A 19,491-nucleotide genomic window follows, 5' to 3' on the forward strand; every position below is an offset into this window, starting at 1 on the left:
GAAACCCAGATACGGATGCTCCCGGAGACCCTGATGACCCGCCTGATCCTGCTGCGCCACGGCCAGAGCCAATGGAACCTGGAAAACCGCTTCACCGGCTGGGTCGACGTCGACCTGACGGCCGAGGGCGAGGCCCAGGCCCGGCGCGGCGGCGCGCTGATCGCCGAGGCGGGTTTCAAGCCTGCGGTCATGTTCACCTCGGTGCTGAAGCGGGCCAAGCGCACCGGCGCCCTGGCGCTGGATTCGGCTGGATTGAAGGATGTGCCGGTGATCGAGGACTGGCGCCTGAACGAGCGCCACTACGGCGGCCTGACCGGGCTGGACAAGGCTGAGACGGCGGCCAAGCACGGCGAGGACCAGGTCAAGGTCTGGCGCCGCAGCTATGACGTGCCGCCGCCGCCGCTGGCGCCGGGCGGCGAGTTCGATTTCGACGCGGATCCTCGCTACGCCGGCAAAGAAATCCCGGACACCGAGAGTCTGAAGACCACGCTGGACCGGGTGCAGCCCTATTGGGACGCCGAGATCGCCCCGCGCCTGAAGGCGGGCGAGGACGTGCTGATCGCCGCCCACGGCAACTCCCTGCGCGCCATCGTCAAACTGTTGTTCGCCGTGCCGGACGACAAGATCGTCGACGTCGAGATCCCCACCGGCAACCCGCTGGAGATCGACCTGGACGCCGACCTGAAGCCGGTCGCCGCCCGCTATCTGGACGAGGGGCGGGCGCAGGCCCTGCCGCAAATCGCGTGAGCGGGCCGGCGCAAGACGCCGTCTTCATGCGGCGGGCCATCGATCTGGCCCTCAGCCGCATGGGCGAGACCTGGCCCAATCCGGCGGTGGGCTGCGTCCTGGTCAAGGACGGGGTCGTGCTGGCCGAGGCGGCGACGGCGCCGGGCGGGCGTCCTCATGCCGAGGAGCAGGCCGTGCCCGAGGCGGGCGAGGCCGTGAAGGGCGCGACCGCCTATGTGACGCTGGAGCCGTGCGGCGCCCGCTCGTCGGGCCGCAAGTCCTGCGCCCACTTCCTGGCCGAGGCCGGGGTCGAGCGGGTGGTGATCGCCGCGCTTGATCCCTCGCCCTTCGCTTCGGGTCGGGGCACGGAGCGGCTGCGCCAGTCGGGCCTGACGGTCGAGACGGGCCTGTTGTGCGAAGAGGCCTCGGTGCTGAGCGAAGGCTTCCTGCACCGGCTGGAGACGGGCCGCCCGATGGTGCGCGTCAGCCTCGACGGGGCGGGTTTCGACGGCCGCTTCGCCGCTTCGCCGCGCGCCGATCTGACGACCGAGCTGAACCGGCTGGGCGAAGCGGGCTACACCCGCCTGTGGACCCAGGAAGGCGAGCTGGCCGAGGCCCTGCGCGAGCAAGGCCTGCTGACGGAGTAGGGCGAGGCTCTGTTGAGCGGAAACGCCGCGAAAACGGTTGTTTCCGCAAAGCTTCCTTAATCCGCCGTAAGCCATGATCGGCGTCATGAGCGAGGCCGCAGAACCTGTCCGCAGAACGCTGACCCAGGAAGAGGTCGACGCCGTCTGCCTGAAGCACGACCGCTTGTGGCAGGCGCGGCCGGGCGGGGCGCGGGCGGTCTTCGCCTGGATGGACCTGTCGGGCGTGTCCTTGCGCGGCCGCAATCTGGCCGACGCCGACTTCACCGCCGCCTGCCTGATCGGCTGCGACCTGACGGGCGCCAAGCTGGACAACGCCAACTTCTTCGGCGCGGACATGCAGGACGTGACCCTGGTCGACGCCAGCATGCGCCGGGCCGATCTGCGCGGGGCCTGCCTGCGCGGCGCGGACCTGTCGGGGGCCGACCTGTTCGAGGCCGACCTGCGCGAGGGCACCATCGCCGCCAAGGACGCCAAGCTGGGCTTCCGCGTGGTCGAGGCGCGCAAGCGCGCCGACACCCAGGCGCAGGGCGCCGTGCTGGCGGGCGCCAATCTGCAACGCTCGCGCATGACCGGCGTCGTCGCCGTGGCCGCCGACTTCACCGACGCCATCATGAAGGACTGCAAGCTGGTCCGGGCCAATCTGAAGCAGGCCAGCTTCCGCGGCGCCGATCTGGCCGGGGCGGACCTGTCGGGGGCCGACCTGTCGGGGGCGGACCTCAGCGACGCCATCCTGGTGGGGGTCAAGGCCGCCATGTGGCGGACCGACGGGGCCAATATGGACGGCGCCCTGGTGGACAATCGACCGGCGGGCGAGCCGGTCAGCCAGATGCCCGCCGCCGAAATGCTGCGCGACCACGCCCAGTGGTGCGAGACGGGCGGGGCCGAGGGTCAGCCCTCGGTGTTCGACGGGGTGGATCTGCGGCCGCTGGTCACCATTCGGGGGCTGAACCTGACGGCCCTGTCGGCCAAGGGGGCGGTCTTCTACGGCCTGGACATGGAGGGGGTGCAGCTTCAGGGCGCGCAACTGGAGGGCGCGGACCTGCGCTCGGCCAATCTGCGCCGGGCCGACCTGCGCGGCGCGCGGCTGACGCGGGCGCGGTTGAACGGGTCGGACCTGCGCGAGGCCCAGCTGGGGCCGCTGATGCTGGCGGCGGATCGCCTGCTGCCCGCCGATCTGACCGGGGCGGTCCTGCGCGGCGCGGACCTGACGGGGGCGGACCTGCGCCGGGCCGTGATGGTCGACGCCGATCTGAGCCGGGCGACCCTGCACGGCGCCCAGACCAAGCAGGCCGACTTCACCGGCGCCCAGACCAGCGGCGCGCGCGGGCTGGACCCGGCGGACCTGCACGCGGCCTAGGGAGCGCGCGTGAAAAAGGGGCGACGCGAGCGCCGCCCCTTCGACTTTTCAGTCAGGCGTGAGGCCTTTTAGGCCGCCTTCTTGGCCTTGGTCTCGACCTTGCCTTCGATCAGGGGCGAGCCGGTGGCGATCTCGATGCTGCGGGGCTTGAGGGCCTCGGGCAGTTCGCGCTTCAGTTCGACGGTCAGCAGGCCGTTGGCCAGGGCCGCGCCCTTGACCACCACATAGTCGGCCAGCTGGAAGCGGCGCTCGAAGTCGCGCTCGGCCAGGCCGCGATGCAGGAAGGTGCGGGCGGATGCGCCGTCGTCGTTGGCGGCCTTCTTGCCGGTGACGGTCAGAAGGTTCTCCTTCGCCTCGATGTTCAGCTCGTCGGCCGAGAAACCGGCGACGGCGATCTCGATGCGATAGGCGTCCTCGCCGGTCGTCTCGATGTTGTAGGGGGGCCAGCCGTTTTCCTGGCTGGAGCGCGCGGCGCTTTCCAACTGGCGGGCCAGGCGGTCGAAACCGACGGCGGAACGGTACAGCGGCGAGAAATCATAGGTACGCATGGGTCATCCTTCTGGCATTCAGCAAGGTTGAGCCGCCCGGCGATTTGGCCCCGGACGACGGAGGGTTTCAGTCCCGGCGGTCCGTAATCGGCCCCGTCAGGTCTGGAGAGCCCGGGATCGGCGCTCTCGCATGAAGAGGTAGGAGGCCGTTTTCCGAGCGCAAGGGGCGCGCGAAATCGTCGCTCGCCGCATCGGCGCCTTGCCGTCGCCGCGAAGCGCCGTATGGGTTTTACCTTCGTCGTCCAGGATCGACCGGAGCCCGTCATGCGAACCTTCGTCCTCAGCGCCGTCGCGGCGTGTCTGCTCGCCTCGCCCGCCCTCGCCCAATCGGGCCCGCCGGACGCTGCGCCGCTGCCGCACCGCCAGGGCCTGTCGATGGAGATGCCGAGCTTTTCCGAGGATGCGGCGCTTCAGGCGGCCGTGGCCGCGACGACCCGGCCCGAGGCCGACCGCGCCCGCGACGGCGAGCGTCATCCGTTCGAGACCTTGACCTTCTGGGGCCTGCAGCCCGGCCTGACGGTGGTGGAGATCGAGCCGGGCCGCGCCGGCTGGTGGCGCAACATCCTTGAGCCCTATGCGGCGGCGACCGGCGGGCGCTACGTCCCGGTCAATCGCCCGACCGAGGGCATGGGCGTCGCCGACGGGACGGCGGACATGGTCGTGGTGGCCCGCGCCTTCCACAACTGGTCGCGCGACGGCCGGGTCGAACCCTATCTGGCGGCCTTCTTCACGGCGCTGAAGCCCGGCGGCGTGCTGGCGGTCGAGCAGCACCGCGCGGCCGAGGGGCTGAACGTGACGGAGACGGCGCCGACGGGCTACGTCCCCGAGAGCTGGCTCATCCACGCGGCCCGCCGCGCCGGCTTTGAACTGGAGGCCCGCAGCGAGCTGAACGCCAATCCCAAGGACGACCGCGACCACCCGTTCGGGGTGTGGACGCTGAAGCCCACGCGCACCTCGGAGCGCGACGGCCGGGCCCTGACGGCGGAGGAGCGGGCGGCGCTGGACGCCATCGGCGAGAGCGACCGCATGATCCTGCGTTTCCGCAAGCCCTACGCGGCGGACTGACGGCCCGATGACAATGCAGTGCGTGGTTTTGACGCTGGCGCAGAAGCGCCTTAAGCCCCAAGCGAAGACACCCGGCGGCGAGAGGAAGCGCGCATGACAGAACGATCGACGCGGCGATCCGTCCTGACCGGCGCCAGCGCCCTGGCCCTGGTCGCGCCCCTGTTCGGCCTGGCCGCCTGCGGCCGCAAGGAAGAGGCGCCGGCGCCCGCCGCGCCCGAAGCGCCCAAGGGTCCGCCGGAAGGCTCGCTGGAATGGGCGGTCGCCGGGGCCTGGCGTCCGGCGGACGACAAGGCGCGCGACGCCTGGCGCCACCCGGTCGAGACCCTGCGGTTCTTCGGCCTGCAGCCGAAGATGACGGTGGTCGACTTCTGGCCCGGCAGCGGCTGGTACGCCGAAATCCTGGCCCCCTATCTGAACAAGGGCGGCGGGGCCCTCTATCTGGCGGGCTTCGTCGAGGGGCCGAACGCCGATCCGGCCCAGGTGGCCATCAACAACGCCCTGAAGGCCCGCATCCTGGCCGACAAGAAGCTGTACGGTCCGGTGCAGTTCACCGCCTTCGGTCCCGGCTCGCCGCCGGTGGCGCCGGCGGGGACGGCCGACATGGTGCTGTTCATGCGCTACATCCAGGCCTGGATGGCGGCGGGGATCGCCGAAAAGGCCTTCGCTGACGCCTTCACGGCCCTGCGTCCCGGCGGCATCCTGGGCATCGAGCAGCATCGCCTTCAGCCGGACGAGGATCAGGATCCGGCCGCCGCCAACGGCTATGTGCAGGAGGCCTTCGTCAAGCAGCTGGCCCAGGAGGCCGGCTTCATCTTCGTCGAGGCGTCCGAGATCAACGCCAATCCAGCCGACACCAAGGACCATCCGTTCGGCGTCGAGACCCTGCCGCCGCGCCGCCTGACGGCGCCCCTGGGTCAGCCCGCCGATCCCGAGTTCGATCGGGCCAAGTATGACGCCATCGGCGAAAGCGACCGCATGACGCTGAAGTTCAGGAAGCCCGAGTGAGCCGCACCGCCGCCTTCGCCGCCCATGCGCCCCTGATGGGGGTGCCCGGCGCCGCCAGTCCGCCGGGGGGCGAGGGCGACTGGTTCCGCGGAGCCGGCGGCCTGCGCCTGCGCGCCGGGTTCTGGACGCCCTCGACCTTGCAGGCCAAAACGCCGCGCGGGACGGTGGTGCTGAGCCCCGGCCGCACCGAGCCGATCGAGAAGTATTTCGAGCTGATCGGCAACTTCCTGGCGCGCGGTTTCTGCGTCCTGGCGCATGACTGGCGCGGGCAAGGGCTGTCGGCGCGGCTGCTGCCGGACCGCCTGCGCGGCCACGCCCGCGCGGTCGAGGAGTTCCTCGACGACTACGCCCGCCTGCTGGACGCCTATGAGGCGCGCGCGCCCAAGCCTTGGATCATGGTCGGCCACTCGATGGGCGGCGCCCTGAACCTGCTGACTCTGGAAGGCGAAGAGACCCGCTTCGCCGGGGCCGTCCTGTCCAGTCCCATGCTGCGCATCAAGACCGGCAAGCGGTCGATGTGGACGGTCAAGCTGGCGGTGCGCTGGGCCCTGCGTCACGGCAAGGCCGGGGACTATGTGCTGGACGACCCGGACGATCCCTTCGACCACACCTTCGAGAAGGACGGCCTGACCTCGGACCAGGCGCGCTACGACCTGTGGCGGCAGCAGCTCTACGCCTGCCCGCACCTGGCTATCGGCGGCCCGACCTGGGGCTGGCTGGCCTTCGCCCTGGACGCGGGCGAGCGGGCGCTCAAGCCCCGCGCGCTCAAGAGCGTGAAGATCCCGGTCTGCGTGGTTCAGGCGGCCGAGGACGACAAGGTGTGGAAGCAGACCAACCGCTGGGCGGCCCGCCGCATGGGCCGCGGCCGCTATGTCGAGGTGCCGACGGCCAAGCATGAGGTCATCATGGAGGTCGACGACCTGCGCGGCGTCTTCCTGCACGAGTTCGACGCCCTGGCCGACTATGTGGCGCCGGGCGCCGCCGCGCCTTCGGCCTCTCCGGCCGCGCGGACCGCCGAACCGGCCTGATCGCTCAGGCGACGGCCAGCAGGGGCAGGGCCTGATCGGTCAGGCGCGCGTCGCCGGCCGCCAGGACGCGGCCGTCGGCGTCGTGCGGCGCCGCGCCGCGCCAATCGGTGAAGCGGCCGCCCGCCGCCTCGACCAGGGGCTTGTGCGCCGACCAGTCCCAGACCTTCAGCTCGCTCTCGGCCACCAGATCGATGCGCCCGGCCGCGACCATGGCGTAGGCGTAGCCGTCGCAGCCCAGTCGGGCCAGGCGGGCCGAGGCGCGCAGCCGGTCCCAGGCGGCGCGGTCGGCGCCGACGAAGATCTCGGGATCGGTGGTGGCGATCAGGGCCTGCCCTAGATCGGGGCAGGCGCGGGTCTTCAGCGGGGTCTCGCGTCCGCCTTTCAGCAGGCGCGCGCCCGACGGGCCGCCCAGGAAGACCTCGTCCAGATAGGGCTGGCCCACGGCGCCGATCACGGGCGCGCCTTCCTGACGCAGGGCGATCAGGGTGGTCCACAGGGGCAGGCCGGCGATGAAGGCGCGGGTGCCGTCGATCGGGTCCAGCACCCAGACATGGTCGGCGTCGGGGCGATCCTCGCCGTATTCCTCGCCGATGACGCCGTGGTCGGGATAGCGGGCGGCGATCAGGCGGCGGATGGCCGCCTCGGCGGCGCGGTCGGCCTCGGTCACGGGGTCGAAGGCGCCGGGACCGCCCTTGTCCTCCTGGGCGAAGTCGCCGCGGAAGAAGGGCAGGGCGACGCGGGCCGCTTCATGCGACAGGGCGACGGCGAAGGATTCCAGCTCGGTCATGCCCCGGCCATACACCGCCCGGAGCGTGATGGCCCAAAATTCATTGAATCAAGGGGTCATTGATCCGGGGCGGCGATCAAGCGGCGGCGGCCAGGGGCGCGTCGGGGCGGGGCTGGCTGTTGTCGGGGCTTTCGCCCGCGCCGTCGTAGAAGTAGCTGACCGGCGTCTGCAGCGCCTCGGCCAGCTCCCACAGACGGGCGGCCGAGATGCGGTTGGCGCCACACTCGTATTTCTGGATCTGCTGGAACCGTATGCCGACACGGTCGCCCAGTTGCTGCTGGGTCAGGCCCAGCAGGCGGCGACGGCGGCGCAGGCGACGACCCAGGTGAAGGTCGATCTCGGCGGGCATGACGACTCTCCTGTCTCCCTCGGCCTGTGCCGAATCGGCACGGACGAGGCGTTTCGCCGCAAGCGTCGTGCCGTTGTCGCTCTTGACCCGCGGCGCAACCCGACACCCGCCCGCGCATTAACGGCCAAGGCAGTGAGCCTTGCAGGAAGGAAGAAGCATGGGTGGATTTGGATTTATCGCCTGGATCATCATCGGCATCATCGCCGGCTGGCTGGCGGAAAAGATCATGAAACGGGATCACGGCCTGCTCACCAATCTGATCGTCGGCGTCGTCGGCGCCCTGATCGGCGGGTTCCTGGCCGGTAATCTGCTGGGCGTGGACGCGGACGGCAATTGGATCGTCGGCATCATCGTGGCCACCATCGGCGCGGTGGTTCTGCTGTTCCTGCTCGGTCTGGTGAAGCGGCGGACCTGATCGCCGATTTATCATACAAGAAAAAAGGGGCGGCCCGTCCGGGCCGCCCCTTTTGCCGTCGAACCAGACGATTTAGTGAGGTTCGTCGCCGTTCGGTTCGTCGGCGGTCGGCGCATCGGCCGGCGGCGTGTCGGCCGGAGGGGCGTCAGCCGCCGCGTCCGGGGTTGGTTCAGCCGTGTCCGAGGCGATCGGAGCGGCCGACTGAATGTCCGAGGCGCTGGCGTCGACGACGATATCGGCGCCGTCCTGACGGATGCCGGCCAGCGGCACCGGGCGGACCTGGCCGTCGGCGGTGCGGACGGTCAGCTCCTGGCCGTTGGCGCCGTTCTGGACGCCGACCAGCTTGCCGATCTCGGCGCCGTCGCTACCCTTGACGGTCGAGCCCGGCGTCAAGGTCAGGCTCTGAGGTTGAGCCGCGGCCGCCTCAGCGGGAGCCGGTTCGGGCGTCTGCGGCGTCGTGGCGTCCTGGGCGAAAGCCGGGGCGGCGATGAGGAAGGCGCCGGCGATGCCGGTCAGCAGGGCGGTCTTGCGGATCATGAGAAACTCCTGAAAGGGCGAGCCCGGCGCTCGCGAAAAAATGAACCCCCGTGATCTCTGATGGTTTCCTCTGCCCTGAAATGACCTTTTACTCGCCCCAAACGACCGATTCTTGCTCTTCGGAGGTTGATTGACCAAACCGAGCGCAAAACACGACCCTTGGCGGATCACGCGTCGCCTGGCGGGGCTGGCCTATGAGCTGACGCCGCAGATGTTCGCGGTCGCCACCTTCCTGCTGGGCGGGGTGATGTTGCTGTCGGCGGTGACGCCCGCCTTCAGCGACCGGCTCAGCGCGCTCGGACGCTTCTATCCGCCGTTGCTGATCGACCTGTCCCACTTTGCGGCCAGCGTGACGGGCTTTGTCCTGCTGCTGATCTCGGCGGGGCTGTGGCGACGTCGGCGGGGCGCCTATTACGCGGCGCTGGCGGTCCTGTTGGTGGGGGCGGTCTTCTCGCTGATGAAGGGGCTGGACTGGGAGGAGGCGATCGAGCTGACCCTGGCGGCGGCCCTGTTGACGCCATGCCGGTCGGCCTTCAATCGCCGCTCACGCCTGGGCGAGCCGCTGCGGCCGGGCTGGCTGCTGATGCTGGCGGCGGCGGTGGCGGCCATGCTGTGGCTGGGCTTCTTCGCCTATCGCGACACCGCCTATACCGACGAACTGTGGTGGACCTTCCTGGTCGACAAGCAGGCCTCGGGCTTCCTGCGCGCCGGGGCGGTGCTGGCCCTGCTGACCCTGGCGGTCGGGGTGCGCTCCCTGCTGACGGCGCCGGGCGCCCGCAGCCACGGCCCCGCCTCACCCGCTGATGTCGAACGCGCCCGTCAGGCGCTGGAGACGGCCGAGATCGCCACGCCCGAGGCCAGCCTGGCCCTGCTGGGCGACAAGGCCCTGTTGTTCAGCCCGTCGGGGCGCAGCTTCATCGCCTATCGCGTGCGCGGCCGTCGCTGGATCGCCATGAGCGAACCGGCCGGGCTGAAGGAAGAGCGGCTGGAGTTGTTGTGGGCCTTCGCCGAGATGGCCGACAGCTACGGCGGGGCGGCGGTCTTCTATTCGGTGAGCGAGGGGCTGCTGGCCGACCTGGCCACCCTGGGACTGGCCATGCGCAAGGTGGGCGAGGCCGCCGTGATCGACGCCGCCCATTTCACGACCGAAGGCAAGGGCAAGCAGAACCTGCGCACCGCCGTGAACCGGGCCGAGCGCGAGGGCGCCAGCTTCGAGGTGGCGCCGCCAGGCGCGGCGCGGGCGCTGGAGGCCGAGTTGCGCGCCGTGTCCGACGCCTGGCTGAACCATCACAACGGCTCGGAGAAGGCCTTCTCCCTGGGCCGGTTCGACATCGACTATCTGGACCGTTCGCCGATCGCAGTGGCGCGTGAGAACGGCCGCATCGTCGCCTTCGCCAATCTTCTGGTCGGGGCGGGCGGGCGCGAAGCGATGATCGACCTGATGCGGCATGACCCCGACGGACCGCACGGGATCATGGACTATCTGTTCACCCGCACGGCCCAGTGGGCGCGCGAGCAGGGGGTGGAGCGGCTGGATCTGGGCATGGCGCCCCTGTCGGGTCTGGAGGACCGCCGCATGGCCCCGGTCTTCGCCCGCGTCGGCGCCCTGGTGTTCGAGGAGGGGGGCGCCGTCTACGGCTTCCAGGGACTGCGCGCCTACAAGGCCAAGTTCGGCCCCGCCTGGCGGCCGAAGTTCATCGCTGCGCCGACGACCACGCCCCTGGCGTTGGCCCTGCTGGACGTGGCCCTGCTGACCAGCGACGGCTGGCTGGGTCTGCTGGGGCTGAAGAAGTAACCGCCAGGCGCAAAAAAGGCGGCCCGCAGGGGCCGCCTTCTTCGTTTCGGCGGGTCGCCGGGATCAGTCGGCGCGGACGCGCTTCTTGCGGAAGGAGGGGTTCAGGACTTCCTTGCGCAGGCGGATCGACTTGGGCGTGACCTCGACCAGTTCGTCTTCCTCGATATAGGCGATGGCCTGTTCCAGGCTCATCTTGCGCGGCGGGGTCAGGCGCACGGCCTCGTCCTTGCCCGAGGCGCGGACGTTGGTCAGCTGCTTGCCCTTGATCGGGTTGACGTCCAGGTCGTCGGAGCGGCTGTTCTCGCCGATGATCATGCCCTGATAGGTCTTCTCGCCGGCGCCGACGAACATGACGCCGCGCTCTTCCAGGTTCCACAGGGCGTAGGCCGCCGTGTCGCCGTCCGAGTTCGACACCAGCACGCCCTTCAGGCGGCCCTCGATGGCGCCCTTGTGGCCTTCATAGTGGCTGAAGACGCGGTTCAGCACGCCCGAGCCGCGCGTATCGGTCAGGAATTCGCCCTGATAGCCGATCAGCGAGCGCGACGGGCACTTCAGCTGGATGCGGGTCTTGCCGGCGCCCGAGGGGCCCATGTCGGTCAGCTCGGCCTTACGGGCCGACAGCTTCTCAATGACTACGCCCGAGAATTCGTCGTCGACGTCGATGACCACGTCTTCGATCGGCTCCATGCGTTCGCCGTTCTCGCCGGTCTGATAGACCACGCGCGGACGACTGATCGACAGTTCAAAGCCCTCGCGGCGCATGTTTTCGATCAGCACGCCCAGTTGCAGTTCGCCGCGACCGGCGACTTCATAGGCGTCCGAACCCGGCGTTTCGGTGATGCGGATGGCGACGTTGGCCTCGGCTTCCTTCAGCAGGCGGTCGCGGATGACGCGCGACTGCACCTTGTCGCCTTCGCGACCGGCCAGGGGGCTGTCGTTCACGCCCACGGTCATCGAGATGGTCGGCGGGTCGATCGGCAGGGCGTCCAGGGCGTCGGTCACTTCCAGGGCGCACAGGGTGTCCGCCACAGTGGCCTTGGACATGCCGGCGATGGCGACGATGTCGCCCGCCTCGGCGCCCTCGTCGACCGGCTGGCGCTTCAGGCCGCGGAAGGCCAGCACCTTGGTGATGCGGCCCTGCTCGATGGTCTTGCCGTCGCGCGACATGGCCTTGATGGCCATGCCCGGAACCGCCTTGCCCGAGTGGATGCGGCCGGTCAGCAGGCGGCCCAGGAAGGGATCGCTTTCGATCAGCACGTTCAGGATCTGGAACGGCTCGTTGACGCGATCCTGGGCGGCCGGGGCCGGGACGTGGTCGACGATCAGATCGTACAGCGGGTGCAGGTTGTCGTTCGGCTGGGCCAGGTCCAGCGTCGCCCAGCCCGAACGGCCCGAGGCGTAGATGACCGGGAAGTCCAGTTGCTCGTCCGTGGCGCCCAGGGCGGCGAACAGGTCGAAGGTCTCGTTCAGCACGCGGTCCGGGTCGGCGTGGGCGCGGTCGACCTTGTTGATGCACAAGATGGGACGCAGGCCCATCTTCAGCGCCTTGGTCAGCACGAACTTGGTCTGGGGCATGACGCCCTCTTCGGCGTCGACCAGCAGGACGCAGCCGTCCACCATGCCCAGGATGCGCTCGACCTCGCCGCCGAAGTCGGCGTGGCCCGGCGTGTCGATGATGTTGATGCGGGTCTCGCCGGCCTTGCCGTTCCACAGGATCGAGGTGCACTTGGCCAGGATGGTGATGCCGCGTTCGCGCTCCTGATCGTTGGAGTCCATGGCGCGTTCCGTGGTCGCCTCATTGGCGCGGAACAGGCCCGACTGGGCGAGCAGGGCGTCAACCATGGTCGTCTTGCCGTGGTCAACGTGGGCGATGATGGCGATGTTGCGCAGGTTCATTTCGGGCTCGGGCGGACTGTGTTCGGTCACGGAAGGGCCGCGCCGCTGCAAGAAGATTGCAGAGAAGGGAAGGGTTCGGCGCGCCTCTTACAGGGATGCGGGCCAAAACGCCAGTCCAGTGCGTGATCGAGGCTGAGCGCCCGTCGTCTCGCGATCAACCTAGGGGCAGCAGGGCGATGACGCCCAGCGCCAGAAGCCCGATCAGCAGGGCCGACAGGGCGGCGACGGCGGCGACGCGCGGCCCGGCGCGAACCACGGCGCGCGGATCGACCATCAGCCCCAGCGCCGCCATGGCGATCAGCGTCAGAGCCGAGACCGATACCTGCAGCGGCGGCAGGATCGCCTCCGGCAGCCAGCCCAGCGAACGGACGGCCATCAGGGCTAGGAAGACCAGGATGAACCAGGGGGCCATCTGGCGCAGCCTGGGTCCGCGCCCGGCTTCGCTCTGTTTCGAGCGCATCAGGCCCAGCACCAGACAGACCGGCCCCAGCATCAACACGCGCACCAGCTTGACCACGGCGCCCGTCTGGACGGCGGCCAGGCCGGCGGGGGCGGCGGCGGCCAGCACCTGAGGCACGGCGTAGACGGTCAGCCCCGCCAGCACTCCGACGCGCGTGGCGTCATAGCCCATCATGGCCCCGACCACGGGAACCAGCAGCACCACGGCGACGCCCAGAACGGCGGTGAAGCCGATGGCGGCGGCCACGTCTTCTCCCTCCGCTTCGATGACGGGGGCCACGGCGGCGATGGCCGAGTTGCCGCAGATGGCGTTGCCGCAGGCGACCAGCAGGGCCATGGCGTGCGGCAGGCCGAACGCCCGCCCCAGCGCATAGCCGCCGACAATTGCTGCGGCGACCACGCCGACGATGGCTAGAAGCAGCCACGGCCCCAGCGCCGCCACCGCCGCGCCCGAAACGGTCGCGCCCAGCAGGGCCACGGCGACCTCCAGCAGGGTCTTGGCGCTGAAGCTGATCCCTGGCGTCCACAACGACGAGGGCGCCCACGCCAGACGCAGGCCCGCGCCGATCAGGATGGCCAGGACCAGGCCCTCGATCCACGGATGCTCGAACAGCCGGGTTTCGACGATCTGCAATCCATAGGCGACGGCGCCGATGGCCGCCGACAGCGCCACGCCGGGCAGCAGGCGCGCCAGGCCCGTCAGGCGACGAGAGGGAGCGGCAGGATCGAGGGTGACGGTCATGCGGCCCTTATCCGTTCCGCTATCCGATCGATCCAACGCGTAGTTATGGACTTAACGATCAATATAATCGATCAATCATCGTATGACGCTGGAACAGCTCCGCATCTTCGTCGCCGTGGCCGAACGCCTGCACATGACGCGGGCGGCCGAGGCCCTGCATCTGACCCAGTCGGCGGTCAGCGCGGCGGTCAATGCGTTGGAGACGCGGCACGGGGCGCGGCTGTTCGACCGGGTCGGGCGCGGCCTGGCCCTGAACGCGGCGGGAACGGCCTTTCTGCCGGAGGCCCGGGCGGTGCTGGCGCGGGCCGAGGCGGCCGAACGCCTGCTGGACGAACTGGCCGGGCTGAAACGCGGCTCGGTGCGGCTGTTCGCCAGTCAGACCATCGCCGCCTACTGGCTGCCGCCGCGCATGGCGGCCTTCGCCCAGAGCCATCCGGGCATCGAGCTGCGCCTATCGATCGGCAACACCCATCAGGTGGTCGAGGCGGTCCTGGCGGGGGAGGCGGAGCTGGGTCTGATCGAGGGCGCCGAGGACGCGCCCCGACTAGAGCGGACGCGCATCGCCGCCGACCGGCTGATCGTGGTGGCGCCGCCGGGACATCCGCTGGCGGATCGGGAGCGGCTGTTGGGAGCGACGGAGCTGAAGGCGCTGGACTGGGCCCTGCGCGAGGCGGGATCGGGCACACGCAGCGAGTTCGAGGCGGCCCTGCCGCGCGGCATGGCCGCTTCTGACCTGAAGACGGCGCTGGTGCTGCCGTCCAATGAGGCCATCCTTACGGCGGTGGCGGCCAGCGCAGGCGGCGGCCTGGTCACGGCGATCTCGGAACTGGCCGCCCGGCCCCTGATCGAGGCGGGGCGGCTGGTTGGTCTGCCGCTCGAACTGCCCGAGCGGCCCTTCTATCGGCTGCGACACCGCGAGCGCAGCGCCAGCCGGGCGGCGGAGGCCTTCGCCGCCGCCCTCTAGCCGGACTTAGACCTGAGCCGAACGGCGGCGCACCCAGGCGTAGAGGGCGTAGGTCAGGACGGCGAAGGCGATCAGCCCGGCCCACATGGCGGGCCAGCCGCTGTTGGCGGGCAGCAGGGCGAAGGGCGCCTCCTTCTTGGTGCCGACGATAACGGCGGCGGTGAAGACGCCGAACAGGCTCTCGCCCACGATCAGGCCGGACGCCAGCAGCACGCCCATGCGGCGGGCCACATCGGCGTAGCGGGTCGACTTGACCGCCCGGTCGTACAGCCAGCCGCAGACCGCGCCGATGACCAGCATGGTGGTGACGGCGGCGGGCAGATAGACGCCGATGCCCGCAGCCAGCGGCGGCAGCTTGATCTTATCGTTCGTCGTGCGGCGCAGGATGACGTCCAGGATGATGACCAGAACGCCGACCACGGCGCCGATGCCGATCAGATCCCAACGCAGGTCGCCGCTGATGACGCCCTTGGCCAGGGCCGAGATCAGGGTCGCCTGGGGCGCGGCCAGGGTCTGAGAGCCCTGGACGATGGCGGGCGGGCCGCCCTCGAAGCCGAAGGCCTGGTTCATCATGTCCAGCACGAAGGGGATGACCAGGGCGCCGGCGACGACGCCGACCAGCAGGGCCGTCTGCTGACGCCAGGGGGTGGCCTCGACCAACTGGCCGGTCTTCAGATCCTGCAGGTTGTCGTTCGAGATGACGGCCACGGCGAAGACGATGGCGGTGACGATCAGGGCGAAGGCGATCACCGACGGATCGGCCGGCACGCCCGCTATGGCCAATACGCCCAGCATCAGCAGGGAGGCGATGATGATGGCCAGGATGCCGACGCCTGACACCGGGCTGTTCGACGAGCCGATCAGACCCGCCATATAGCCGCAGATGGCCGCCACCGCGAAGCCGATGACCACCACATAGACCAGGCCGCCGATCACCAGCAGCGGGGCCGAACTGGCCAGGGCGGTGCCCTGGGCGACGACAGCCAGCAGCACGGCGATGCCGACCAGGGCGGCGACCGACAGCAGGCCGACGATCTTGATGGGGATGTCCTGTTCGGTCAGCTCCAGCGCCTCGCCGTGGGCGCGGCGCGACTGGGCCGAGACGGCCGAGGCCAGGCCGGCGATCAGCGGTTTGGCCAGCTTGGCCAGGGTCCACAGGGCGGCCACGCCGATGACGCCGGCGCCGATGAAGCGGACTTCGCGCGCCCACACGGTCATGGCCAGGCTCTCGGCCCCGCCGTCGGCCGGCACGGTCGCGGCGATGGACGGCACGCCGTTTGCGGTCGCCCAGGCGACGAATTCCGGTGAGGTCAGGATGGGCACGAAGATCAGCCAGGCCAGGACCAGGCCGAACAGCTGGGTCAGACCGACCGCCAGACCGATCAGGTGGCCGGCGCCCAGCAGGGCGAACTGCATGGAGAAGCCGACGCCGGTCGCTCCGCCGCCCATGGCGGCCGGAAGGCGCAGGAAGGCGGTGGTCTCATGGGCGAAGACGCGGGCCGAGGCCAGGAAGCCGAAGAAGGCCGAGGCGATGGCCCCGCCGATGACCACGAACAGGCCGGACTTGTTCTCGCGCACGGCCTCTTCGGTCTGCTCCGCGCCGGGCGAGCCGACCTTCAGCACCTCGGCGGCGGCGACGCCCTCGGGGTAGGGCAGGCCGCCCTGGACGACCAGGGTGCGGCGTAGGGGAATGGAGAAGGTCACCCCCAGCACCCCGCCCAGGATGCAGATCATCACCGACTCCCAGAAGGGGAAGTTCATCCACCAGCCGATCATGACCAGACCGGGCAGGACGAAGATGATCGAACTCATGGCGCCGCCGACCGAGGCGACGGTCTGGACGGTCATATTCTCCCAGATGGTCGAGCCGCGGAACGCCCGCAGCAGGGCCATGGAGATGACCGCCGCCGGAATGGCCGAGGCGAAGGTCAGGCCGACCTTCAGCCCCAGATAGGTGTTGGCCGCCGTGAAGACCGCCGCCAGCACGCAGCCCAGGATTAGGGCGCGGATCGTCAGTTCGATGCGTTTGCCGGTTCCGGCGGGTTTGTCCGTCATGCGGGAGCCTCGTGAATTTGCCGGGAGGCTAAGCCTGAAAGCCAGGCCGTGACAACGGGGCGCGCCTCTTCTCTGACATCCTTTCAGCCGCTACCTCTGCATCCATGCCCGAATTGCCTGAAGTCGAAACCGTCCGTCGCGGCCTGGAGCCTGTGCTGGAGGGCGCGCGCCTGACGGCGCCGCGCCAGAACCGGCCGGACCTGCGCTTTCCTTTCCCTGAGCGCTTCATCGAGCGGCTGGAGGGGGCGACGGTGCTGCGGCTGGAGCGGCGCGCGAAGTATCTGCTGTTCCCCCTGTCGACCGGCGAGACCTGGGTGACGCATCTGGGCATGACGGGGCGGTTCACGCTGGAGGGCGTCGCCCCCGGCGTGTTCGAGACGGATGCTCCCGTTGTCGGCAAGCATGAACATATGAGCCTGACGGCCGACCGGGGCGGGGTGTTGACGCGGCTGGGCTACGCCGATGCGCGGCGCTTCGGCTTCATGGGCCTGATCCCGACCGAGGCGGTCGAGAGGCACGCCTGGTTCGCCAAGCTGGGGCCGGAGCCTCTGGGCAACGCCTTCTCGGGCGCGCATCTGGCCGAGGCTTTCGCGGGCAAGGCGCAGAACATCAAGGTCAGCCTGCTGGACCAGAGCATCGTGGCCGGTCTGGGCAACATCTATGTATGCGAGGCCCTGTACCGGGCGCGCATTTCGCCCCTGACTGCGGCGGGCGAGATCAGCCGCCCCCGGCTGGAGCGTCTGGCGGCGGAGGTCCGCAATGTGCTGGGCGACGCCATCGCGGCGGGCGGCTCGACCCTGAAGGACTTCGCCAACGTCGAGGGCGGCCAGGGCTATTTCCAGCACCGCTTCGACGTCTACGGCCGCGAGCATGAGCCGTGCCGCACCGAGGGCTGTCGCGGCGTGGTGAAGCGCATCGTGCAGGGCGGCCGCTCGACCTTCTTCTGCCCGCTCTGTCAGAAGGGATGAGGGGTGTTCCTGTGAGCCGCCCGAGGCGCTAGACCTGCCCCGAACGAGTTGAGAGGAGCGCCTGATGGCCGACGCCTATTCCACCCTGCTGATCGAACGCCACGCCGACGGCTATGCGGTCGTCACCCTGAACCGGCCCGAAGCGCTGAACGCGCTGAACACCACCCTGACCGGCGAACTGGGCGACTTCCTGGAGAGCGTGGCCGACGACGACAGCGTGCGTTGCGTGGTCCTGACCGGCTCGGCCAAGGCCTTCGCGGCGGGCGCCGACATCAAGGAGATGGCGGATCAGGCCTATGCCGACATGTATCGCGGCAACTTCTTCGCCCGCGCCCACGACCGGGTGGCGAGCTTCCGCAAGCCGATCATCGCGGCGGTGTCGGGTTATGCCCTGGGCGGCGGCTGCGAGCTGGCCATGCTGTGCGACTTCATCATCGCCTCGGACACGGCCAAGTTCGGCCAGCCCGAGATCAACCTGGGCGTGGCCCCCGGCATCGGCGGCTCGCAGCGTCTGACCCGCGCCGTGGGCAAGGCCAAGGCGATGGACATGTGCCTGACCGGCCGGATGATGGATGCGGCCGAGGCCGAGCGTTCGGGTCTGGTATCTCGCGTCGTGGCGTCCGACGCCCTGCTGGACGAGGCGCGCGCCGCCGCCGCCAAGATCGCCGGTCAGTCCATTCTGGCCGTCATGGCCAATAAGGAGCTGGTCAACGCCGCCTTCGAGACGACCCTGGCGCAAGGGGTGGTGTTCGAGCGCCGCCTGTTCCACTCCCTGTTCGCCTTCGACGATCAGAAGGAAGGCATGGCCGCCTTCGTCGAGAAGCGCAAACCGGCTTTCACGGGTCGCTGAATCCGCATCGGGGCCGGACGCTGCGGGGCGCAAACCCCGGCCCCGACTCAATTCCCGCCGGATCGCGTTGACCGTTCGGGGGCTTTCCGCTATAGCCGCCCGCTCTTGAGATTTTCTCGCCGTGGACGTGTGGTTTACGGCGTTTTCGTTCGAAGGTTTTTACCCGATGGCCAACAATGCAGGCGCCCGCAAGGCGATCCGCAAGATCGAAGCGCGGACCGAAGTGAACAAGGCCCGCCGCACCCGCGTGCGCACCTACCTGCGCAAGTTCCAGGAAGCCCTGACGGGCGGCGACGTCGAAGCCGCCAAGGCCGCCTTCATCACCGCCCAGTCGGAACTGATGCGCGCCGTGTCGAAGGGCGTGGTTCACAAGAACACCGGCTCGCGCAAGGTCAGCCGTCTGGCCGCCCAGCTGAAGAAGCTGTCGGCCGCCTGATTTCACAGGGCGCTCGGACGGGTCTTCACGGCTTCGTCAAACGGCGCAATGTGACGGCTACGGAGGGCCTGTAACAGGCATTTCGTAAAAGAATGTAAGAATTTCAACGGCGAGGAAGCGCAAGCTCCCTCGCCGTCTTGCTGTCTGCTCCTAAGTCGCGCTTACGGATTCGGGTTCTCGATTGAGGCGAAATCGCCATTTTCCCAAGCCCTGCCGAGGTTTGCCGGAGTCAATCAATTTAAGTGCGAATCTCGACTCGAATCAGCGTTGATCTCCGCCGCGCCGGGGGTAAGTTGAAGGGGTAACGCGCTTCCGTCCTGTTGGGATGAAGACGAGGGAAATCAATGGTTTCCCTTGGCGCGAGATGTCTGTCTGTGAGTACGACCCCGCTTGCGAAGCCCCGCTTCGCGAGGCGAGAGAAGTCGTCCCCGGACGTGGCGTCTCGAAGGGCGTTCGTCGGTGATAACTCTTGTGGCGGGTGTTCTGAATGATCGGGGGCGCGGTGATGGCGGGAATGACGGATCCCAACCGTATCTGGACCGAGGCGGCGGACCGCCTGAAGGCTGAGATCGGGGACGGACCCTTCAGCAGCTATATCGCGCCCTCCGCGGTGCGCGTGGACTCCCAGGGCAATCTGATCCTGGTGACGCCGACCGCCTATGCGCGGGACTGGGTGCGCAAGAACGCCCTGCGTCGCATGAACGAGCTGTGGCTGGGCCTGGACGGCCTGTCGCGTCGTCTGGAGGTGCGCTGCCGCGCCGAGATGGGGTCGGCGCCGCCGTCGGGCCTGCGCGACGCCCCGCGCCTGGCCTCGATCAGCCCCGCCCCGGCCGCTCCCGCCGCCCCCGCGCCCGCCTTCGCC

At 69.5% G+C, this 19,491-nt stretch carries 19 protein-coding genes and 1 pseudogene; 13 read left to right on the forward strand and 7 right to left on the reverse strand.

Going from position 1 to position 19,491, the window contains the following annotated elements:
• The first annotated feature begins 33 nt into the window (after positions 1-33).
• From gpmA to ACU5AP_RS03665, 3 genes are all read left to right on the forward strand, one after another.
• Positions 34-747, forward strand: a complete 714-nt coding sequence (gene gpmA, locus ACU5AP_RS03655; RefSeq protein ID WP_128719103.1) for a 2,3-diphosphoglycerate-dependent phosphoglycerate mutase — start codon at positions 34-36, stop codon at positions 745-747.
• Positions 744-1,373, forward strand: a complete 630-nt coding sequence (locus tag ACU5AP_RS03660) for a bifunctional diaminohydroxyphosphoribosylaminopyrimidine deaminase/5-amino-6-(5-phosphoribosylamino)uracil reductase RibD (RefSeq protein ID WP_052747991.1) — start codon at positions 744-746, stop codon at positions 1,371-1,373. Before gpmA ends, ACU5AP_RS03660 begins: the two co-directional genes overlap by 4 nt.
• 85 nt (positions 1,374-1,458) lie before the next feature.
• The gene (locus ACU5AP_RS03665) at positions 1,459-2,730 is read left to right on the forward strand and encodes a pentapeptide repeat-containing protein (RefSeq protein ID WP_128719102.1); all 1,272 of its coding nucleotides are present in this window, start codon (positions 1,459-1,461) and stop codon (positions 2,728-2,730) included.
• A 68-nt stretch (positions 2,731-2,798) separates the two neighbouring features.
• Here ACU5AP_RS03665 and ACU5AP_RS03670 read toward each other — a convergent pair whose 3' ends face one another.
• A complete protein-coding gene (locus ACU5AP_RS03670) occupies positions 2,799-3,278 on the reverse strand; it encodes an Hsp20 family protein (protein WP_200168641.1) in 480 nt (159 codons plus the stop codon).
• Between the two features lie 264 nt (positions 3,279-3,542).
• On the opposite strand from ACU5AP_RS03670, the gene ACU5AP_RS03675 reads away from it, so the two are divergent.
• The 3 genes from ACU5AP_RS03675 (at position 3,543) to ACU5AP_RS03685 (ending at position 6,376) form a co-directional block, all read left to right on the forward strand.
• On the forward strand, positions 3,543-4,343 hold the full coding sequence (locus tag ACU5AP_RS03675; protein WP_446680791.1) for a class I SAM-dependent methyltransferase: 801 nt from the start codon (positions 3,543-3,545) through the stop codon (positions 4,341-4,343).
• Between the two features lie 93 nt (positions 4,344-4,436).
• Positions 4,437-5,348 carry a class I SAM-dependent methyltransferase gene (locus ACU5AP_RS03680; protein ID WP_446680792.1) on the forward strand — a complete coding sequence of 304 codons (912 nt, stop codon included), beginning with the start codon at positions 4,437-4,439 and terminating at the stop codon, positions 5,346-5,348.
• Positions 5,345-6,376 carry an alpha/beta fold hydrolase gene (locus ACU5AP_RS03685; RefSeq protein WP_269296536.1) on the forward strand — a complete coding sequence of 344 codons (1,032 nt, stop codon included), beginning with the start codon at positions 5,345-5,347 and terminating at the stop codon, positions 6,374-6,376. Before ACU5AP_RS03680 ends, ACU5AP_RS03685 begins: the two co-directional genes overlap by 4 nt.
• A 4-nt stretch (positions 6,377-6,380) precedes the next feature.
• Here the strand turns inward: ACU5AP_RS03685 and hisN are convergent, their stop codons facing one another.
• Both hisN and ACU5AP_RS03695 read right to left on the reverse strand, forming a co-directional pair.
• Positions 6,381-7,163: a histidinol-phosphatase gene (gene hisN / locus ACU5AP_RS03690; protein ID WP_446680793.1), complete on the reverse strand. Its 783-nt coding sequence runs from the start codon at positions 7,161-7,163 to the stop codon at positions 6,381-6,383.
• 127 nt (positions 7,164-7,290) lie between these two features.
• A pseudogene (locus tag ACU5AP_RS03695) lies at positions 7,291-7,512 on the reverse strand (helix-turn-helix domain-containing protein); the annotation flags it as partial.
• Positions 7,513-7,669: 157 nt separating this feature from the next.
• Here ACU5AP_RS03695 and ACU5AP_RS03700 point away from each other — a divergent pair.
• Positions 7,670-7,927, forward strand: coding sequence for a GlsB/YeaQ/YmgE family stress response membrane protein (locus ACU5AP_RS03700; RefSeq protein ID WP_128719098.1), 258 nt, complete (start codon positions 7,670-7,672; stop codon positions 7,925-7,927).
• Positions 7,928-7,999: 72 nt separating this feature from the next.
• Here the strand turns inward: ACU5AP_RS03700 and ACU5AP_RS03705 are convergent, their stop codons facing one another.
• Entirely contained in the window at positions 8,000-8,464 is a 465-nt protein-coding gene (locus ACU5AP_RS03705) for a superoxide dismutase (RefSeq protein ID WP_128719097.1), read from the reverse strand.
• Between the two features lie 130 nt (positions 8,465-8,594).
• Here ACU5AP_RS03705 and ACU5AP_RS03710 point away from each other — a divergent pair, with 130 nt between their 5' ends.
• Positions 8,595-10,259 (forward strand): GNAT family N-acetyltransferase, encoded by a 1,665-nt coding sequence (locus tag ACU5AP_RS03710; protein WP_128719096.1) that lies wholly within the window; start codon positions 8,595-8,597, stop codon positions 10,257-10,259.
• Between the two features lie 63 nt (positions 10,260-10,322).
• Here ACU5AP_RS03710 and typA read toward each other — a convergent pair whose 3' ends face one another.
• Positions 10,323-12,155: a translational GTPase TypA gene (typA, locus tag ACU5AP_RS03715; RefSeq protein ID WP_003166411.1), complete on the reverse strand. Its 1,833-nt coding sequence runs from the start codon at positions 12,153-12,155 to the stop codon at positions 10,323-10,325.
• Between the two features lie 154 nt (positions 12,156-12,309).
• A complete protein-coding gene (locus tag ACU5AP_RS03720; protein WP_003166410.1) occupies positions 12,310-13,356 on the reverse strand; it encodes a YeiH family protein in 1,047 nt (348 codons plus the stop codon).
• A gap of 82 nt (positions 13,357-13,438) precedes the next feature.
• Between ACU5AP_RS03720 and ACU5AP_RS03725 the strand changes: the two genes are divergently transcribed.
• Positions 13,439-14,320: a LysR substrate-binding domain-containing protein gene (locus ACU5AP_RS03725; RefSeq protein WP_128719095.1), complete on the forward strand. Its 882-nt coding sequence runs from the start codon at positions 13,439-13,441 to the stop codon at positions 14,318-14,320.
• 6 nt (positions 14,321-14,326) lie between these two features.
• Here the strand turns inward: ACU5AP_RS03725 and ACU5AP_RS03730 are convergent, their stop codons facing one another.
• Positions 14,327-16,375, reverse strand: coding sequence for an OPT family oligopeptide transporter (locus ACU5AP_RS03730; RefSeq protein ID WP_128719094.1), 2,049 nt, complete (start codon positions 16,373-16,375; stop codon positions 14,327-14,329).
• 104 nt (positions 16,376-16,479) lie between these two features.
• Here ACU5AP_RS03730 and mutM point away from each other — a divergent pair, with 104 nt between their 5' ends.
• The 4 genes from mutM to ACU5AP_RS03750 all read left to right on the forward strand — a co-directional run.
• The gene (gene mutM / locus ACU5AP_RS03735; RefSeq protein WP_446680794.1) at positions 16,480-17,343 is read left to right on the forward strand and encodes a bifunctional DNA-formamidopyrimidine glycosylase/DNA-(apurinic or apyrimidinic site) lyase; all 864 of its coding nucleotides are present in this window, start codon (positions 16,480-16,482) and stop codon (positions 17,341-17,343) included.
• Between the two features lie 64 nt (positions 17,344-17,407).
• Entirely contained in the window at positions 17,408-18,193 is a 786-nt protein-coding gene (locus tag ACU5AP_RS03740; RefSeq protein WP_138142320.1) for an enoyl-CoA hydratase, read from the forward strand.
• A gap of 166 nt (positions 18,194-18,359) precedes the next feature.
• On the forward strand, positions 18,360-18,629 hold the full coding sequence (gene rpsT, locus ACU5AP_RS03745) for a 30S ribosomal protein S20 (RefSeq protein WP_040346357.1): 270 nt from the start codon (positions 18,360-18,362) through the stop codon (positions 18,627-18,629).
• Positions 18,630-19,143: 514 nt separating this feature from the next.
• Positions 19,144-19,491 (forward strand): DnaA N-terminal domain-containing protein (locus tag ACU5AP_RS03750; protein ID WP_446680795.1); only part of this gene is annotated, 348 nt, incomplete at its 3' end.

The organism is Brevundimonas sp. RM1 (assembly GCF_052907225.1).

Excerpts from the sequence above, each read along its gene's own strand:
- gpmA (WP_128719103.1), top strand. The coding sequence starts at position 34 with ATGACCCGCCTGATCCTGCTGCGCCACGGCCAGAGCCAATGGAACCTG.
- ACU5AP_RS03665 (WP_128719102.1), top strand. The coding sequence starts at position 1,459 with ATGAGCGAGGCCGCAGAACCTGTCCGCAGAACGCTGACCCAGGAAGAG.
- ACU5AP_RS03670 (WP_200168641.1), bottom strand. The coding sequence starts at position 3,278 with ATGCGTACCTATGATTTCTCGCCGCTGTACCGTTCCGCCGTCGGTTTC.
- ACU5AP_RS03675 (WP_446680791.1), top strand. The coding sequence starts at position 3,543 with ATGCGAACCTTCGTCCTCAGCGCCGTCGCGGCGTGTCTGCTCGCCTCG.
- ACU5AP_RS03680 (WP_446680792.1), top strand. The coding sequence starts at position 4,437 with ATGACAGAACGATCGACGCGGCGATCCGTCCTGACCGGCGCCAGCGCC.
- hisN (WP_446680793.1), bottom strand. The coding sequence starts at position 7,163 with ATGACCGAGCTGGAATCCTTCGCCGTCGCCCTGTCGCATGAAGCGGCC.
- ACU5AP_RS03700 (WP_128719098.1), top strand. The coding sequence starts at position 7,670 with ATGGGTGGATTTGGATTTATCGCCTGGATCATCATCGGCATCATCGCC.
- ACU5AP_RS03705 (WP_128719097.1), bottom strand. The coding sequence starts at position 8,464 with ATGATCCGCAAGACCGCCCTGCTGACCGGCATCGCCGGCGCCTTCCTC.
- typA (WP_003166411.1), bottom strand. The coding sequence starts at position 12,155 with ATGAACCTGCGCAACATCGCCATCATCGCCCACGTTGACCACGGCAAG.
- ACU5AP_RS03720 (WP_003166410.1), bottom strand. The coding sequence starts at position 13,356 with ATGACCGTCACCCTCGATCCTGCCGCTCCCTCTCGTCGCCTGACGGGC.
- ACU5AP_RS03725 (WP_128719095.1), top strand. The coding sequence starts at position 13,439 with ATGACGCTGGAACAGCTCCGCATCTTCGTCGCCGTGGCCGAACGCCTG.
- ACU5AP_RS03730 (WP_128719094.1), bottom strand. The coding sequence starts at position 16,375 with ATGACGGACAAACCCGCCGGAACCGGCAAACGCATCGAACTGACGATC.
- mutM (WP_446680794.1), top strand. The coding sequence starts at position 16,480 with ATGCCCGAATTGCCTGAAGTCGAAACCGTCCGTCGCGGCCTGGAGCCT.
- ACU5AP_RS03740 (WP_138142320.1), top strand. The coding sequence starts at position 17,408 with ATGGCCGACGCCTATTCCACCCTGCTGATCGAACGCCACGCCGACGGC.
- rpsT (WP_040346357.1), top strand. The coding sequence starts at position 18,360 with ATGGCCAACAATGCAGGCGCCCGCAAGGCGATCCGCAAGATCGAAGCG.